The 16654-nt window shown below is 69.0% G+C and carries 16 protein-coding genes; 4 read left to right on the top strand and 12 right to left on the bottom strand.

Annotation, left to right across the window (positions count from 1 at the left end):
* The first annotated feature begins 56 nt into the window (after nt 1-56).
* Both ADL12_RS37215 and ADL12_RS37210 read left to right on the top strand, forming a co-directional pair.
* On the top strand, nt 57-1001 hold the full coding sequence (locus tag ADL12_RS37215) for a C40 family peptidase (protein WP_425265186.1): 945 nt from the start codon (nt 57-59) through the stop codon (nt 999-1001).
* 197 nt (nt 1002-1198) lie between these two features.
* Nucleotides 1199-1915, top strand: a complete 717-nt coding sequence (locus ADL12_RS37210) for a phosphatase PAP2 family protein (protein ID WP_062711080.1) — start codon at nt 1199-1201, stop codon at nt 1913-1915.
* A 67-nt stretch (nt 1916-1982) separates the two neighbouring features.
* Here the strand turns inward: ADL12_RS37210 and ADL12_RS37205 are convergent, their stop codons facing one another.
* From ADL12_RS37205 to ADL12_RS37195, 3 genes are all read right to left on the bottom strand, one after another.
* A complete protein-coding gene (locus ADL12_RS37205) occupies nt 1983-3545 on the bottom strand; it encodes an FAD-binding oxidoreductase (RefSeq protein WP_062711076.1) in 1563 nt (520 codons plus the stop codon).
* A 434-nt stretch (nt 3546-3979) separates the two neighbouring features.
* Complete coding sequence (locus ADL12_RS37200; RefSeq protein ID WP_062711074.1) at nt 3980-4978, bottom strand: inorganic phosphate transporter; 999 nt, start codon at nt 4976-4978, stop codon at nt 3980-3982.
* Nucleotides 4979-4987: 9 nt separating this feature from the next.
* Complete coding sequence (locus ADL12_RS37195; protein WP_062711072.1) at nt 4988-5608, bottom strand: DUF47 domain-containing protein; 621 nt, start codon at nt 5606-5608, stop codon at nt 4988-4990.
* Nucleotides 5609-5844: 236 nt separating this feature from the next.
* Here ADL12_RS37195 and ADL12_RS37190 point away from each other — a divergent pair, with 236 nt between their 5' ends.
* The gene (locus tag ADL12_RS37190; RefSeq protein WP_062711070.1) at nt 5845-6222 is read left to right on the top strand and encodes a metal-sensitive transcriptional regulator; all 378 of its coding nucleotides are present in this window, start codon (nt 5845-5847) and stop codon (nt 6220-6222) included.
* 9 nt (nt 6223-6231) lie between these two features.
* Here ADL12_RS37190 and ADL12_RS55190 read toward each other — a convergent pair whose 3' ends face one another.
* Nucleotides 6232-6408 (bottom strand): hypothetical protein, encoded by a 177-nt coding sequence (locus tag ADL12_RS55190; protein WP_167364454.1) that lies wholly within the window; start codon nt 6406-6408, stop codon nt 6232-6234.
* Nucleotides 6409-6530: 122 nt separating this feature from the next.
* The gene (locus tag ADL12_RS37185; RefSeq protein WP_062711068.1) at nt 6531-7370 is read right to left on the bottom strand and encodes an SCO4651 family lipoprotein; all 840 of its coding nucleotides are present in this window, start codon (nt 7368-7370) and stop codon (nt 6531-6533) included.
* Nucleotides 7371-7495: 125 nt separating this feature from the next.
* Here ADL12_RS37185 and ADL12_RS58675 point away from each other — a divergent pair, with 125 nt between their 5' ends.
* Complete coding sequence (locus ADL12_RS58675) at nt 7496-7675, top strand: hypothetical protein (protein WP_425265185.1); 180 nt, start codon at nt 7496-7498, stop codon at nt 7673-7675.
* A 184-nt stretch (nt 7676-7859) separates the two neighbouring features.
* Here ADL12_RS58675 and pstB read toward each other — a convergent pair whose 3' ends face one another.
* The 7 genes from pstB to ADL12_RS37150 form a co-directional block, all read right to left on the bottom strand.
* Nucleotides 7860-8636: a phosphate ABC transporter ATP-binding protein PstB gene (pstB, locus tag ADL12_RS37180; RefSeq protein WP_062711066.1), complete on the bottom strand. Its 777-nt coding sequence runs from the start codon at nt 8634-8636 to the stop codon at nt 7860-7862.
* Nucleotides 8637-8678: 42 nt separating this feature from the next.
* Nucleotides 8679-9734: a phosphate ABC transporter permease PstA gene (gene pstA, locus ADL12_RS37175; RefSeq protein ID WP_062711064.1), complete on the bottom strand. Its 1056-nt coding sequence runs from the start codon at nt 9732-9734 to the stop codon at nt 8679-8681.
* Complete coding sequence (gene pstC, locus ADL12_RS37170; RefSeq protein ID WP_062711061.1) at nt 9731-10738, bottom strand: phosphate ABC transporter permease subunit PstC; 1008 nt, start codon at nt 10736-10738, stop codon at nt 9731-9733. The genes pstA and pstC overlap by 4 nt, the downstream gene beginning before the upstream one ends.
* A 143-nt stretch (nt 10739-10881) precedes the next feature.
* The gene (gene pstS / locus ADL12_RS37165; protein ID WP_062711058.1) at nt 10882-12003 is read right to left on the bottom strand and encodes a phosphate ABC transporter substrate-binding protein PstS; all 1122 of its coding nucleotides are present in this window, start codon (nt 12001-12003) and stop codon (nt 10882-10884) included.
* A 246-nt stretch (nt 12004-12249) separates the two neighbouring features.
* Nucleotides 12250-12675, bottom strand: a complete 426-nt coding sequence (locus tag ADL12_RS37160) for an NUDIX hydrolase (protein WP_062711055.1) — start codon at nt 12673-12675, stop codon at nt 12250-12252.
* A 15-nt stretch (nt 12676-12690) separates the two neighbouring features.
* Nucleotides 12691-13881 (bottom strand): CHAD domain-containing protein, encoded by a 1191-nt coding sequence (locus ADL12_RS37155; RefSeq protein ID WP_062711053.1) that lies wholly within the window; start codon nt 13879-13881, stop codon nt 12691-12693.
* Nucleotides 13862-16240: an RNA degradosome polyphosphate kinase gene (locus ADL12_RS37150; protein ID WP_079052476.1), complete on the bottom strand. Its 2379-nt coding sequence runs from the start codon at nt 16238-16240 to the stop codon at nt 13862-13864. The genes ADL12_RS37155 and ADL12_RS37150 overlap by 20 nt, the downstream gene beginning before the upstream one ends.
* Nucleotides 16241-16654: the final 414 nt, after the last annotated feature.

The following is a 16654-nucleotide window of genomic DNA, read 5'->3' as shown; positions in this document are numbered from 1 at the left end:
TGCGTAAGGCATGGATCGTGGCGGGTGCCGCTGTCGCGGCGGGGCTCAGCTTCGTGATGCTGCTCGTCGTCGGGGTCTACATCGTCGCCGGGAACCTGGCCAACGGGGTGGGCGGCGGGGCCAAGACCCTCGCCAAGGGGGCTGTGCCGGCCGCGTATCAGACGCTCGTGCAGAAGTGGGGCAATATGTGCCCTGCCATCAATCCCGCGTTGCTCGCCGCCCAGCTGTACCAGGAGAGCGGGTTCAACCCGAAGGCCCAGAGCCCGGCGGCCGCGCAGGGCATCGCGCAGTTCATCCCGGGCACCTGGGCCACGCACGGCGTCGACGGCGACGGTGACGGCGACCGTGACGTATGGGATCCGAATGACGCGATTCCGTCGGCCGCGTCGTACGACTGCAAGCTCGCCTCGTACGTGAAGGACGTCCCCGGCGACCCGACGAAGAACATGCTCGCGTCCTACAACGCGGGGGCGTACGCGGTCATCAAGTACGGGGGCGTGCCGCCGTACAAGGAGACCCAGAACTACGTGAAGACGATCACGACTCTGGAGGAGAGCTTCGCCGCGCCCGTCAACCGTGTCGATCCCAGCAAGCAGGCCGCCGGCGCCATCTACTACGCGCAGAAGAAGCTGGGCACGCCCTATCTCTGGGGTGGGGAGGGCACTGCCGAGGACGGTGGGCGGTTCGACTGTTCGGGGCTGACGCAGGCCGCATATGAGACGGTCGGGATCACGCTGCCGCGCGTGGCGAACGATCAGTACAACGCGGGGCCGCATCCGGAGCGGGGCGAGTTGTTGCCCGGGGATCTGGTGTTCTTCTCGGACGACCTCACCAACTCCCGGGCCATCCGGCATGTCGGGATTTATGTCGGCGGCGGGTACATGATCGACGCGCCGAGAACGGGTGCTGTGATCCGGTTCGACCCGATCGACACCCCCGATTACTTCGGGGCCACGCGAGTGACCGAGGATGGCGCGAAAGCGCTGCCTACGGCGGTGTAGACGGAGCGTGAACCCACCCCCTGAGCTGCAGGGATGGATATCTCTTCGATAACGTCTGAGTGATCATTCAGTGGAGTGTGGAACGTATCAACAGGGACCGTGCGTTCCTGGTTTCGTAGCCGGATCTACAACCACGGGGGTGGGCGGAGCGGCGTACGCAAGATGCGCCGGAGAGACGACGAAGGGGCCGCAGCATCATGGCTGGACTCGCAGAATCCGGGTCGAACCCCGACGTCGAGCTGCTCTACGACATCAATGGCCTGGCCAAGGACGCGCCGCGCTGGTTCGACCGGGTCATGGAGTACGTCGGTGAGTACGGGCTGGTGCTCGCCATGGTGCTGCTCGTGGTGTGGTGCTGGTGGTCCGTGCGGCGTCGGGGCGCGGAGGATGCCGCCTCGTCGGTGGCCGCGCTCGTGTGGGCGCCGCTCGCCGCCGCGCTCGCGGTGGTCGTGAATGTGCCCATACGGGGGTTCGTCGAGCGGCCTCGGCCGTTCAACGATCACCAAGGGCTCGAAGTCCTCGTGTCCGGCAAGACCGACTTCTCGTTCGTGAGTGATCACGCGACGATCGCCATGGCCCTGGGGGTCGGGTTGTTCGTCGCGAACCGGAAGTTCGGGCTGGTCGGGATCGGGCTCGCTCTTCTCGAAGGGTTCTGCCGGGTCTATATGGGCGTGCACTATCCGACCGATGTGGTGGGTGGGTTCGCGCTCGGTACGGCTGTTGCGCTGTTGCTGTCGCCGTTGGCCATGGCGCTGTTGACACCTGTGATGTCCGCGATCGAGCGGTCGCCCAGGGGTGGGTGGCTGATCCGGTCGCGGAGGTTGTCCCGGGCGGGTGGGCAGGACGCGTTGATTCCGGGGGCTCGGAAGGAGTCGGCGGGGGCGGGGGCTGAGGAGCGGGATCTCGCGGCTTAGGGCGTTTGGCGCCGCCGTTGACGTGCCTTTCTTGGCTTGCGTCGTGTTGTGTTGATGACTGTGACCGCTACAGCGCCTGCGGGTACGTGAAAAAGCCCTGCGGGTCGTACTGCTTCTTCAACTTCGTCAGGCGCGTCGCCGCATCCCCGTAGTACGCCTTGCGCCAGTCCCTCAGGGTCGGGTCGGCGTAGTTCTGGTACGCGGCGCCCGAGGCGTACGGCCGCATCGCGTCGTGGGCCGACTTCAGCCAGGCCTGGGACGCGGAGCCCGTCGTACCGGCGCGCCAGGAGCCGATGTACTGGGCCAGGATGCGGGAGCGGCGGTGCACGAAGGCGGTTGCCGTGGGGGAGACGCGGTTGACGGCTCCGCCGAGGGCCGTGAGTGCGATGCTGCCGGAGCCGCCGCGGACCGCCTGCATCTGCTTCAGCAGGGTCTGGATGCCGGCCGAGGAGAGCGAACGGTCGAAGAAGTCCGACTTCGCCGCGTACGTCTCGCGGCCCAGCGCGCCCTGCGGGGAGCGGCCCGGGGTGGAGCCGGGGAGGTGGCACTGCGCGTCCGTGGTGAACGACGAGCAGCCGGCGTAGAGCTCCATCGACTGCTCGTACGAGCGGCGCTTGAGGGCGACGTTGGTCGCGGGGCCGGGGCCGCCGGGGCGGTCGGCCAGGCGGTCAACGGCGTTCTGGAGCTCGCCGTAGGTGCCCAGGGAGAACGCGGCGACGGAGATGGTGGGGGTGCCGCCGGCGTAGTTGGCCACGTGCAGGGACGACCAGATCTCGTCGGGCTGGGTCGGGCCCCACTCCTGCCAGGCCTTGATCAGCGCGGCGGCCTTCGACCAGGGCCAGGTCATGTATGCCGTTACGGCCTGGGGGGCCGGGTGGGTCTTGAAGTGCAGTTCCGTCACGACGCCGAAGTTGCCGTTGCCGGCGCCGCGCAGGGCCCAGAACAGGTCCTTGTTGGTGGTGGCGTTGGCGGTGAGCTGCTTGCCGTCGGCGGTTATCAGGGTGGCCTGGGTGAGGCTGTCGCAGGTCAGGCCGTAGGCGCGGGAGGTGACGCCGTGGCCGCCGCCGAGGGTGAGGCCGGAGACGCCGACGGTGGGGCAGGAGCCGGCGGGGATGGTGGTGCCCTTTGCGGCGAGGGCTCGGTAGACGTCGATGAGCTTGGAGCCGGCGCCTATGACCGCGGTGTTGCCGGAGGCTCGGATGCGGTTGAGCTTGGAGACGTCGATGATCAGGCGGTTGTTGCCGGAGGACCAGCCGGCGTAGGAGTGGCCGCCGTTGCGGATGGCGACGTGGAGGTTGTGGGCTCGGGCGTACGCGAGGGTGGTGCGGATGTCGTCGGGGTGGGCGACGTAGGCGACTGCGGCGGGCTTCAGGGAGTCGAAGCGGGTGTTGTAGAGCTGGTGGGCTGATTTCCAGTCGGCGTCGCCCGGGCGGATGAGGGGGCCGTCGAGGTCTTGGGCGAGGGCGGTCCAGTTGGCGGGGGCGGAGGCGGTTGTGGTTCGGGTGGTGGTGGTCTCGGTGCGGGTGGCTGTGTCGGCGGCCGTGCCTGTGTCCGAGTTGGCCTTACAGGCGGTTGCTGCCAGGGCGGTGAGGGCTGCTGCGCCGCCGCCGATGAAGGTACGCCGTTCCATGTCGCCTCCTGGGGGTTACGTGGAACGAGACGGGGTGGTGGGGGGCGGGGTTCCATGGTGCGGTGCGGTTGCCGTGGTGCGTTTCTCGCCCCCGCCGCCCCTACCCGTCCCATCCTGAAGGGGCTCCGCCCCTTCGGCCCCGCCAGGGGGCTGCCGCCCCCTGGACCCCCGCTTCGGCCCTGAACGGGCCTCGTCCTCAAACGCCGGACGGGCTGAAATGCGCGGACCGGTGTTGGGAGGTGACCGTCAGCACCGTGAGGCGAAGCCCCGTGCGGGTGGGGGCTCGGGATGGCCGAGATCGAATGCCAGAGCTCCGTCACCTCCCGGCGCCAGTGCCGCAGTTCTCAGAACGCCGACGGAGTCCTCGTCCCCCGTCGCCGCGTCAGCGCCGCAGCTCTCAGACCGTGGACCGAGTCCTCGCCCCCGCCCGACGCCTACAAGAACGCCAGATGTACGACCCCGAAGGCCGCCGCAGCCACCGCGGCCGCTGCCGGCATCGTGATGAACCAACCCAGGACGATGTTCTTGGCCACGCCCCAGCGCACGGCGTTCACCCGCTTCGTTGCGCCCACGCCCATGATCGCGGACGTGATGACGTGGGTCGTGGAGATCGGGGCCTTGAAGAGGAAGGCTGTGGTGAACATGATCGACGCGCCCGTTGTTTCCGCGGCGAAGCCCTGGGGCGGGTCCAGTTCGATGATCTTGCGGCCGAGGGTGCGCATGATGCGCCAGCCGCCGGCGTACGTGCCGAGTGACAGCATCACGGCGCACGCGATCTTGACCCATACCGGGATCGGGTCGCCGTAGTCCTCGACGTCGGCGATGACCAGCGCCATCACCACGATGCCCATGGTCTTCTGGGCGTCCTGGAGGCCGTGGCCGAGGGCCATGCCGGCGGCCGAGACCGTCTGTGCGATACGGAAGCCCCGCTTGGCCTTGTGCGGGTTCGCGCGGCGGAAGATCCACATGATCGCCGTCATCACCAGGTAGCCCGCGCACAGGCCGACGATCGGCGACACGAACATCGGGATGACGACCTTCTCCAGGACGCCGTGCCAGTACACGGTGGTTCCGCCTGCAAGTGCCGCTCCCACCATGCCTCCGAACAGGGCGTGGGAGGAGGACGACGGTAGGCCGAAGTACCAGGTGATCAGGTTCCAGGTGATCGCGCCCACCAAGGCCGCGAAGAGGATCCCCATTCCCTTCGAGCCCTCGGGTGTCTGGATCAGTCCCTCACTGACCGTCTTGGCCACGCCCGAACCCAGGAAGGCGCCGCCGAGATTCATCACCGCGGCCATCAGCAGCGCGGCCCGCGGTGTCAGCGCGCGCGTCGACACGGACGTGGCGATCGCGTTCGCGGAGTCGTGGAAGCCGTTGGTGTACGTGAAGAAGAGCGCGACTCCGATGGTCGCGACCAGCGCAAAGGTGTCCATGGGTGGGCTTCAGGACTCCTTGACGGCGATGGTCTCCACCGTGTTCGCCACGTGCTCGAAGGCGTCCGCCGCCTCCTCCAGCACATCCACGATCTGCTTGAGCTTGAGGACCTCGATCGCGTCGTACTTGCCGTTGAAGAGGTGGGCCAGGAGCTTGCGGTGTATCTGGTCGGCCTGGTTCTCGAGGCGGTTGACCTCGATCCAGTACTCGGTGAGGTTGTCCATCGTGCGCAGGTTCGGCATCGCCTCGGCCGTCAGCTCGGCCGCGCGTGCCAGCACCTCGATCTGCTGCTCGACGCCCTTGGGCAGTTCCTCGACGTTGTAGAGGACGACCAGGTCGACGGCCTCCTCCATGAAGTCCATGATGTCGTCGAGGGAGGATGCGAGGGCGTAGATGTCCTCGCGGTCGAACGGCGTGATGAACGAGGAGTTCAGCTGGTGGAAGATCGCGTGTGTGGCGTCGTCACCTGCGTGTTCCGCGGCCCTCATACGCTCTGCGATCTCGGCCCGGCCGGCGGTGTCCGCCCCGAGCAGTTCCATCAGGAGTTTCGAGCCCGTGACGATGTTGTCCGCGGATGCGGCGAACATGTCGTAGAAGCTCGTCTCCCGGGGGGTCAGACGAAAGCGCACGTGAGGGTCCTCAAGAAGCGTCGGTTCGGTCAGGCTGATGCTAGGCGCATCATCCGGCCAGGGCTAATGGGCCGTCCCCCAGTGTCGCCCATCAGGCACAGTGGTCGGCACGGGGGCTGCCCAGTGGTCCAGTCCAGCGGTCGTTCGCGGTGTCGGCCACAGGCCCTATACCTAGCAAAGTTCGGTACGATATACCCAGTAGGGGTATATGAAGCGGTTTCTGACTGGAGGACGCGATGACGACCACCGAGGCCGGCGCGGGTGTGCCCTCCGCCACTGACCAGGCCGCGGAAGCAGCCGTCCCGGAGGTCGTGACCGACCACGACCGGGGCATCCACGGGTACCACAAGCAGAAGGACGAGCACCTCAAGCGCCTGCGCCGGATCGAGGGCCAGATCCGTGGCCTGCAGCGCATGGTCGACGAGGACGTCTACTGCATCGACATACTCACGCAGGTGTCCGCCTCCACCAAGGCCCTGCAGTCCTTCGCCCTGCAACTGCTGGAGGAGCACCTCCGCCACTGCGTCGCCGACGCGGCCCTCAAGGGCGGTACGGAGATCGACGCCAAGGTGGAAGAGGCGACGAAGGCGATCGGGCGACTGCTGCGGACCTGATGAGGTCGCTCACTTGTCCGACGTGTCCCGTTCCTCAGCGACTCTCAGCACCTCGTCGATGCTCTCCAGGCTGAGCCGGTCCTCGCGGGCGGTCGACGCCGCGATGATCAGCTCTCCGCACAGCTCGATCTCGGCGAGGGCGACGTGGTCCTGAACTGCCGTACCGCCGACCGGAGCCACGTGCATCACCTCTTCTCTGCCGTTACCGACTTCCTAGAGTAGGGAGCGGCCTACACGCCGCGCATGGCACGGACGGGCTAGTTCTTGACGCCCGTCACGCACGCATACGCCGACCCTCACCCCGGCCCTCACTCCTCGGCAATCTTGCCCGCGTAGATGTCGTCGCCGTCCGGCAGCCGTACGTCGACGGGGGCCCCGAAGTCGTACAGCAAGGTCGTGGAGGCCACGGCGACGGCGTTGTTCATCTGTCCGTTGACGAAACTGAACCGGTGCCGGACCTTTCGGATCCGGCCGGCCTCGTCGAGGTAGACGTCGAAGGGGACCTTGTCCGTGGCGAACCCTTTCGCCGCCGCCGCCAGGGACTCCTTGTTCCCGTCGGACGCGTCCTGAGCGGCAATCCCCAGGTCAGCCGTCCCCCGGTAGTGCCGCACCGGCGTACCGGCGATCTCGTCCTCACCGACATACGTCGCCGTCCGCGCCCCGCGCAGCACCTCGGCGGCGGCGAACGGATCGGTGGCGCCGCCGGTGACGAGGTTGCCGTCCGAGAGGGACCGGGTCTCGACGCGCACCCACTTGTCGGCGGGCACACCGGCGCCTCGGTTCTTCATGAACAGGGCCCCGGGAGCGAGGAGTTCCATGATCGGCCGTTGGTCGGGGGTGCCGGCGGGATCCTGCGGCAGTTGGACCTTCAGCTGCCCGATCTGCCTGCGGAAGTCGTACACGCCCTCGCCGCGGATGGTGACGCGGGTGCCGCCGGTGGCCATCTCCATGGAGGTACGGGCCTTGGAGCTCCGGGCGCCGACGAGCGCATCGGCTGCGCTCCGCACGGCTTGCACGGCCTCGCCCTCGCGCGCGTCCTCGGCGGCGGCGCCGCTCTGCGCGCACCCGCTGCCCGCCAGGCAGACACACAGGACCCCGGCCGCAACGCCCGCCCCGCGCCTCCGCTTGTGCTGCTGCCGCTCCGTCATCGCCTGCCTACCCCCAGCCGGTACGTCCGTCACGGGCCCCCTGTCGTTCCGGTTAACGACGGGTAGGTGCCCCCGTCACGCACGGCGGGGCGTTGCGCTTACTTGCCCTGGGTAACGTTGTCGGTGTGGCGCAGAAGGACGGACCGAGCTCTTCCCGAAATCACGGCGACCCCTTGGACCACCGCATGACGATGGTGGAGAAGGGCCCCTTCTGCACAGCCCAGTGCAGCTGCGGCTGGCGGGGGCCGGCGAGACGCGCGCGGAGTCTGGCGCGGACGGACGCGGCAGGGCATGTGAGGGGTTGAGGCGGCGGTAAGGAAGCGGTGAGAAGGCAGTGCCTGCCAAGACGCCTCCCACCCAGCCTGCCGAAACGCCTCCCACCCATACAGACGGGCCCGCCCCCTGGGAGCCAGGGGGCGGGCCCTTTATCTGCCTCGCGGTGGCACCGCCATGCAGCACCGCGAGGGGTTCGTGTCGCCTGGTGGCGGATCAGCCGAAGCGGCCGGAGATGTAGTCCTCCGTGGCCTGGACCGACGGGTTGGAGAAGATGCGCTCCGTGTCGTCGATCTCGATCAGCTTGCCGGGCTGGCCGACGGCGGCGAGGTTGAAGAAGGCCGTGCGGTCCGAGACGCGCGCCGCCTGCTGCATGTTGTGCGTCACGATGACGATCGTGAAGCGTTCCTTCAGTTCGCCGATCAGGTCCTCGATGGCGAGCGTGGAGATCGGGTCCAGGGCCGAGCAGGGCTCGTCCATCAGCAGGACCTTGGGCTCCACCGCTATCGCCCGCGCGATGCACAGGCGCTGCTGCTGGCCGCCGGAGAGGCCGGAACCGGGCTTGTTCAGGCGGTCCTTCACCTCGTTCCAGAGGTTGGCGCCCTTGAGGGACTTCTCGACGATGTCCTGCAGCTCGCTCTTCTTGTAGCTGCCGTTCAGCTTCAGCCCCGCCGCCACGTTGTCGAAGATCGACATCGTGGGGAAGGGGTTCGGGCGCTGGAACACCATGCCGACCTCGCGGCGGACGGACACCGGGTCGATGCCCGTGCCGTACAGGTCCTCGTCGTCCAGCAGCACTTTGCCCTCGACGCGGCCGCCGGGGGTGACCTCGTGCATGCGGTTCAGCGTGCGCAGGAACGTCGACTTGCCGCAGCCGGAGGGGCCGATGAAGGCCGTCACCGAGCGGGGCTCGACCGTCATCGAGATGTCTTCGATCGCCTTGTGGGAGCCGTAGTAGGCGGTCAGACCGCTTACGTCGATTCGCTTGGCCATTTTTACGTCACTTCCAGAGTTTTCGGTCGCTGTATGGCCGCGTCAGCGACCGGTCTTCGGGGCCTTCCAGCGGGCGATCCCGCGGGCCACCATGTTGAGGATCATCACGAATGCGATCAGCGTGAGCGATGCCGCCCAGGCGCGGTCGTACGCCGGGGTCTCTCCGGAACCGTACTGCTGGTAGATGTACAGCGGCAGCGACGCCTGCGCACCCTCGAAGGGGTTGGCGTTGATGAACTTGCTGCCGAACACCAGCAGCAGCACGGGCGCGGTCTCACCGGCGATACGCGCGATGGCCAGCATGATGCCGGTGGTGATGCCGCCGAGGGAGGTCGGCAGGACCACCTTCAGAATGGTGCGCCACTTGGGCACGCCCAGCGCCAGGGAGGCCTCGCGCAGCTCGTTCGGGACGAGCTTGAGCATCTCCTCCGTGGAGCGGACGACGACCGGCATCATCAGGATCGCCAGGGCCAGTGAGCCGGCGAAGCCGAAGGGCTGCATGTCGAACATCAGCATGAGGCTGAGGATGAACAGGCCGGCGACGATCGACGGGATACCGGTCATGACGTCGACGAAGAAGGTGACGGACCGGGCGAGGTTGCCACGCCCGTACTCCACCAGGTAGATCGCGGTGAGCACGCCGATCGGCGCGGCGATCAGCGTGGCGAGGCCGACCTGCTCCAGGCTGCCGAGGATGGCGTGGTAGATGCCGCCGCCCGGCTGGGAGTCGGCGACCACGCCCATGGAGTGGGTCAGGAAGTAGACGTCCAGGACCTTCACACCGCGAGCGATGGTCGTCCAGACCAGGGAGACCAGCGGGACGACCGCCAGCAGGAAGGCGACCCAGACGAGAGAGGTCGCGACGCGGTCCTTGGCCTGGCGCCGGCCCTCGACCCGGGCGGCGATGACGTACGAACCGAGGATGAAGAGGAGACCGGCGATCAGGCCCAACTGGACGCGGCTGTCGAGGCCGGCGGCCAGGCCGATGCCGACCGCGACGGCGACCGAGCCGGCCGCGATGGCGTACGGGGACCACTTGGGCAGGCGGGCACCGCGCAGGGTGCTGGCGCGCTTTTCGGTGACGGCTGCGTTGCTCATGCGTTGGCCCCCGAGTACTCCTTGCGGCGGGCGATGATCGCGCGGGCCGCGCCGTTGACCAGCAGGGTGATGACGAACAGGACCAGACCGGAGGCGATCAGCGCGTCCCGGCCGAATTCGGTGGCCTCGCTGAACTTGCTGGCGATGTTCTGGGCGAAGGTTCCACCGCCCGGGTTGAGCACGCTGCCGTGGATGATGAAGTCCGGGGAGAGCACGGTGGCCACGGCCATCGTCTCGCCGAGCGCGCGGCCGAGGCCGAGCATCGAGGCGGAGATCACGCCGGAGCGGCCGAAGGGGAGGACCGCCATGCGGATCACTTCCCAGCGGGTGGCGCCGAGCGCAAGGGCCGCCTCCTGGTGCATCTGCGGGACCTGGCGGAAGACCTCGCGGCTGACGTTGGTGATGATCGGCAGGATCATGATCGCGAGCAGGATGCCGACCGTGAACATCGCGCGGGGGGCGCCGCCGTCCCAGGAGAAGATGCCGGTCCAGCCGAGGTACGCGTCCAGCCAGCCGAACAGGCCGGTCAGGTTCGGTACGAGGATCATGGCGCCCCACAGGCCGTACACGATGGACGGCACGGCGGCGAGCAGGTCGATCACATACGCGATGGGGCCGCTGAGTTTGCGCGGGGCGTAGTGCGTGAGGAACAGCGCGATGGCGACGGCGATCGGGACCGCGATGACCATGGCGATGATCGAGGAGATGATCGTGCCGAAGGCCAGGACGGCGATACCGAAGACCGGCGGGGTCGCGCCGGTGTTCCAGTCGGAGGTGGTGAGGAAGTTGCCCTCGTCCTTGCTGATCGCGAGGGTGGCGCGGTAGGTGAGGAAGACCGCGATGGCGGCCATGATCACCAGCAGCAGGATGCCCGACCCGCGGGAGAGACCGAGGAAGATCCGGTCGCCGGGTCGGGTGGCGCCGTGGGCCGCGCGCTTCTGCTCGGTCGCCGTCGGCTGTGGGATGGGGGGAGGTGCTTCGGTGTTCTTCGTCGATATATCCATCGGGTTCTCCGGTCTGCGGAGCCGCACACGGTCTGCGGCGGCTCGGTGGAGCCGTACGTGATCGGCGACGGCTCCGGGCGGCGGTGCACCGGACGATGCGGTCCGGTCCGGGGTTTCGGGCCCCGGACCGGACCGCACTCAGGTCAGCTCAGGCCCTCGATGGTCTTGCGGACCTCGGTGATGATCTCGGTCGGCATCGGGGCGTAGTCGTTCTCCGTGAGGATCTTCTGGCCGTCCTCGGAGGCGATGTAGTTGAGGAAGGCCTTGGTGGCGGGCAGGGTCTCCGCCTTGTTGCCCTTGTCGCAGACGATCTCGTACGTCACCAGGACCATCGGGTAGGCACCGTCGGCCTTGGTGTTGTAGTCCAGCTCGAGCGCGTAGTCCGCGCCGGTGCCGACGCGCTTGGCGGCGGCGATGGCCTTGGTGGCGTTCTCGATGTTGGCCTCGACCGGCTCGGCGGCGCCGGTGTCGAGCTTGACCGCCTTGATGTTCTCCTTGACGTACGACAGCTCGAAGTAGCCGATGGCGCCGTTGGTCTGCTTCACCTGCTGGGCCACACCGGAGGACTGCGGAGCGGACTGGCCGCCCTTGGCCTGCCAGGCCTTGCCGCCCTCGTACGGGAAGTCCTTCTCGGCCGTGGCGATCAGGTACTTGGTGAAGTTGTCCGTGGTACCGGACTCGTCCGAGCGGTGGAACGCCTGGATCTTGAGGTCGGGAAGCTTCACGCCGGGGTTCAGCTTCGCGATCGCCGGGTCGTTCCAGTTGGTGATCTTGCTGTCGAAGATCTTGGCGATCGTCGAGGGGTCCAGGACCAGGTCGTCGACGCCCGAGACGTTGTAACCGACCGCGACCGGGCCGCCGACCATCGGGAGGTTGATGCCCTGGCCGCCCTTGCAGATCTCCTTGGAGGCGGTGACCTCTTCGGGCTTCAGCGCGGAGTCGGAGCCGGCGAAGGCGACCTGACCCTGGGTGAACGCGGTGACACCGGCGCCGGAGCCGCCACCCTTGTAGTTGATCTGGATGTCCTTGCAGGCGGCGGTGAACTGCGCGACCCAGGCGTCGATCGCGTTCTTCTGCGCGGAGGAGCCGTCGGCGAGCAGCTGGCCCTTGGCGTCGTCGCACTTGATGTTGCCGGCCTGGGCGGGGGCGGAAGCGTCGCCGCCGTTGCTGGTGTCGTCGGAGCCGCACGCCGTGAGGGCCAGGGCGCCGGAGACGGCGAGAGCGCCGAGAGCGAGGACGCGCCGGTTCTTGCGCTGAAGCTTCACTTGAGGGAGTTCCTTCCAGGAGCCGCCGTCCTGAAATTCGGCGGCGTGCGAAGAATGGTTGATGCGGACACGTCCCCCCGGGGCGCGGTCCGTCATCGTGCAAGGCCGAAATTAGGCAGGACAGGTGAAGGCGCCGAAGGGCGTAAATGAACGAGGGGTGAACCCCTGGGGACGGTGCGGTGAGGTCACGGAACGCTCACGTTGAGGACACGGGTGTATTCCGAGGCTTTGTGGGGGTGCGTCGGGCTATGCCGGGCGCAGCGACTGCAGCAGGGCGTCCACGAGGTCGCGGTCCCTCGGCTGGGTCAGGCGGCCCCGCGCGGCCGTGGGGGAGAGCCACAGCAGGCGGTCCACCTCGTCGGTCGGGGCGAACGTGCCGGGGCCGGCCTCGGCCGCCCAGTAGCGGACCTCCTTGGGGCGGCCGTTCGCCTGGTACCGCAGCGTCGGCAGCGCGGCGCCCGGCCGGGCCGAGTGGCCCGTTTCCTCCGCGACCTCGCGCAGGGCACCGGCGAGGGGGGCCTCGCCGCGCTTGAGCTTGCCCTTGGGGTGGGACCAGTCGTCGTACTTCGGCCGGTGGATCAGGCATATCTCCAGCTGACCGTCTACCGGCGATCGGCGCCACAGGACGCAGCCCGCCGCGTGGACGGTGGTCAGGTCATTCGCGTGAGTCACCGGGGTATGCCTCCTTCAGGGCCTGCCCACCGTCTGGATCTGCCAGGACTGCTGGAACGCGAACCGCGCTGCCTCCACCTCGTGCCGCTGGTCGGCGTGGAGCACGCCGAGGGCGTAGGCCGTCGCCGGGGCGATACGCGGGGTGCGGGCGGCCTGGGCCGCGGCCGCGGCCGCCTCGGAGGCGTCACGGTGCCGGTTGAGGGCCTGGCCGGCGGTCAGCAGCCGTACGTCCACCGGACCGCCCGCGCCGCGCAGGACCTCACGGGCGTAGCGGTGCAGGCGCAGCAGCAGGCGGACCTGGTGCCAGGGCGCGTCCTGCGGATGCGGGGCCGGGTCCGGGGACAGACCGTGGATCAGGGCCTCGGCGTTGTAGGGGTGGCCGGCGGTCATTAAGGGCAGCGCAGCGACCGCGTCGGTGAGCCGCTCCTCGGCGGCGCCCGCGAGGGGGCACAGGTCGGCGGTGGCCGCGGCGGCGGTCAGGGGGACCTCGCTGGCCAGTACGGCGATGTTGTCGGCCACGGCGTGAAAGCGGCTGCTTCCGAGGGCCTGGAGGGCGGTGCTGTGGGCTCGGGTCCGGGCGAGGGTGAGCTGGCGTTCGAGCAGGGCGCCTGCTTTGGCCGCGCCAACTGTGAGGTTGCCGCGCTCCGGGGTGGCCGCCGGGTGGGTGGGGTGGCCGGCGTTGCCGGGTTCCGCTTTCTGCGGGACGGGCGCCGACCCAGCGGCACGACTGCCCGCGGCTGTCTCGGCCGCGCCGTTGCCCGCGCCGGCACCGGACACGCCGCCCGCCCCCGTCTGCGTCGGCAGTACCGTCGCCCCCGACAGGCGGTGCAGCGCCAGCAGCAGGCGTTCCAGGCGGGCCGCGTAGGCGTGTTCCATCGCCAGCGTTCCCGAGAGCCAGGCCAGCTCGGGGCGGATGGCCTCCGACCAGTCGGCGTCCAGCAAGGGGCGGAACGTGTGCAGGCTGGCGCTGATGCGGCGGGCCGAGCGGCGCAGGGCCCGGGCCGCGTCGACGGACTCCTCCAAGCCGTTGGACTCCCCCACTCTCGCCTTCGCTCGAGCGGGGGAACCCCCGTCGCCGCCGGTCTCCCGGTGCAGGCGCAGGGCTCGGAGGAACTCCGTGGCCTGGGCGCGCAGGTAGCCCGCGAGGGCGTCCCCCGTCACCGCCCCGGCCGTGGGGTCCGTCGGATCAAGGTGTTGCTGTACCACGCCGGCGCCTCCGGGCGTCTATGAGCATCTCCTGGACGTTGCGCAGGGGCTGGCCGTCCGCGTCCATCGCGTGCCGGGTCCACTCGCCGTCCTGACCGAGGTGCCAGGACGCGGTGGTGTCGGACATACCGGTCTCCAGGAGCCGGTTGAGCGCGGCGCGGTGGGCCGGGTCGGTGACCCTGACCAGGGCTTCTATACGACGGTCGAGATTGCGGTGCATCATGTCGGCGCTGCCGATCCACACCTCGGGTTCGCCGCCGTTGCCGAAGGCGAAGACCCGGGAGTGCTCGAGGAAGCGGCCGAGGACCGAGCGGACGCGGATGTTGTCCGACAGTCCCGTCACGCCCGGCCGGATCGCGCAGATGCCGCGGACCCAGATGTCGACCGGCACGCCCGCCTGGGACGCGCTGTAGCAGGCGTCGATGAGCGCCTCGTCGACGATCGAGTTGACCTTGATGCGGACGTAGGCGGGACGCCCGGCACGGTGGTGCTGCGCCTCCTTGTTGATCCGCGAGATCAGGCCGTCGCGCAGGGACTTGGGGGCCACGAGCAGACGGCGGTACGTCTCCCGGCGCGAGTAGCCGGACAGACGGTTGAACAGGTCGGACAGGTCCGCGCCCACCTGCGGGTCCGCGGTCAGCAGGCCGAGGTCCTCGTACAGCCGCGCCGTCTTCGGGTGGTAGTTGCCGGTGCCGACGTGGCTGTAGCGCCGTAGCGTCTCGCCCTCCTGGCGGACCACCAGCGACAGCTTGCAGTGGGTCTTCAGGCCGACGAGGCCGTACACGACATGGCAGCCGGCCTCCTCCAGCTTGCGCGCCCATTTGATGTTGGCGTGCTCGTCGAAGCGGGCCTTGATCTCGACCAGGACGAGGACCTGCTTGCCGGCCTCGGCGGCGTCGATGAGCGCGTTGACTATGGGGGAGTCGCCGGAGGTGCGGTACAGGGTCTGCTTGATCGCCAGGACGTCCGGGTCGTCGGCCGCCTGCTCCAGGAACGCCTGCACGGAGGTGGAGAAGGAGTCGTACGGGTGGTGCAGCAGCACGTCCCGGTTGCGCAGGGCGGCGAAGATGTCCGGCGCGGACGCCGACTCGACCTCGGCGAGATCGCGATGGGTGCCCGCGACGAACTTCGCGTACTTCAGCTCGGGACGGTCGATGGAGGCGATGCGGAAGAGGCCGGTGAGGTCCAGGGGGCCGGTCAGCGGGTAGACCTCGGCCTCGCTGATCTTCAGCTCGCGTACCAGCAGGTCCAGGACCTCCTGGTTGATGTTCTCCTCGACCTCCAGGCGCACCGGCGGCCCGAAGCGGCGCCGCATGAGCTCCTTCTCCAGGGCCTGGAGCAGGTTCTCGGCGTCGTCCTCCTCGACCTCCAGGTCCTCGTTGCGGGTGACCCGGAAGGCGTGGTGCTCCAGGACCTCCATGCCCGGGAACAGCTCCTCCAGGTGCGCGGCGATGACGTCCTCCAGCGGGACGAACCGGCCGGGGGAGGCCTCCAGGAAGCGGGAGAGCAGCGGGGGCACCTTGACGCGGGCGAAGTGCGGGGTGCCGGTGACGGGGTTCCGTACGCGCACGGCCAGGTTCAGGGACAGGCCGGAGATGTACGGGAACGGGTGCGCCGGGTCGACCGCCAGCGGGGTCAGGACCGGGAAGATCTGGTGCCGGAAGAGCGTGAAGAGGCGGGCCTGCTCCTTCTCCTGCAGCTCGTTCCAGCGGACCAGGTGGATGCCCTCCTCCGCGAGCGCGGGGGCGACGTCCTCGTGGTAGCAGGCGGCGTGCCGGGCCATCAGCTCGCGGGAGCGGGCCCAGATCATCTCCAGGACCTCGCGGGGCTGGAGACCGGAGGCGGAACGCGTCGCCACCCCGGTGGCGATACGGCGCTTCAGACCGGCCACGCGGACCATGAAGAACTCGTCCAGGTTGCTGGCGAAGATCGCCAGGAAGTTCGCCCGTTCGAGAAGCGGGGTGTTCGGGTCCTCGGCGAGTTCGAGGACGCGCTCGTTGAACGCGAGCCAGCTGCGCTCACGGTCCAGGAAACGGCCCTGGGGCAGTTGGACACCGTCGATCTCGGAGGCCTCGTACGCGTCGAGGTCGGCATCGATGTCGGGCTCCAGTTCGGAGACGACCGCCGCCGAAGTGACCGTGTGCGGGCGGTGGGCCGCTATGGAGCCGACGGAGGGCTGGGCGTGCTGGACCTGTGCCTGGGCGTTCGTGGACTGGCTCATATGCCCATTGTTCCGCGCGGCGAGGCTTATGGGCGCGTCGGAAAGCGCGGGCGGGAGCGTGGTGGGGAGGTGTCGTGCGTCCCCGTTCCTCGCGTTCCCTCCCGTGGGCGGCGCAGGCTCTGGCGCGGCGGGCGTCATTGGCTGAGCGTCGCAAGCCCGTCTGAACCAATGGTTACGGAGACATGGCGTGTGGGATAGCGGGGGGCGGCTCGCGGGCGTCTACATACCGGAACGTCCGCCTGCGCGCCTGCGCACGCCTTGCGGCACTCGGCCCCCGGAGGGGGGGGTGCCTTTACGGCTGCTGCAGTTGCCGGGGTGGCTTCGCGGCCGCCGTCGGTCGAAGCGCGGTCCGCATCCGCGTCGTCCTGAGCGGGCGCCTCGGCGGCGGCCGTGCCCCTGAGCGACTGACCGGCCTGCCGAGGGCAGCACCTGGTGGGCTTCGGGCTGGGCTTGGCCAGTCCGCACTGTCGGCAGCCCTGCCGCACGTCCCTCCCCCCCGTGGAGGGACGTGCGGCGGGAATCTACGGGGTGCGGCGGTGCAGGAGTCAGATG

Origin of the sequence: Streptomyces regalis (assembly GCF_001509475.1) — a bacterium.
Lineage (GTDB): Bacteria > Actinomycetota > Actinomycetes > Streptomycetales > Streptomycetaceae > Streptomyces > Streptomyces regalis.
Note: the sequence above shows the minus strand (reverse complement) of the source record. Positions and strands in the feature narration are given on the sequence as shown.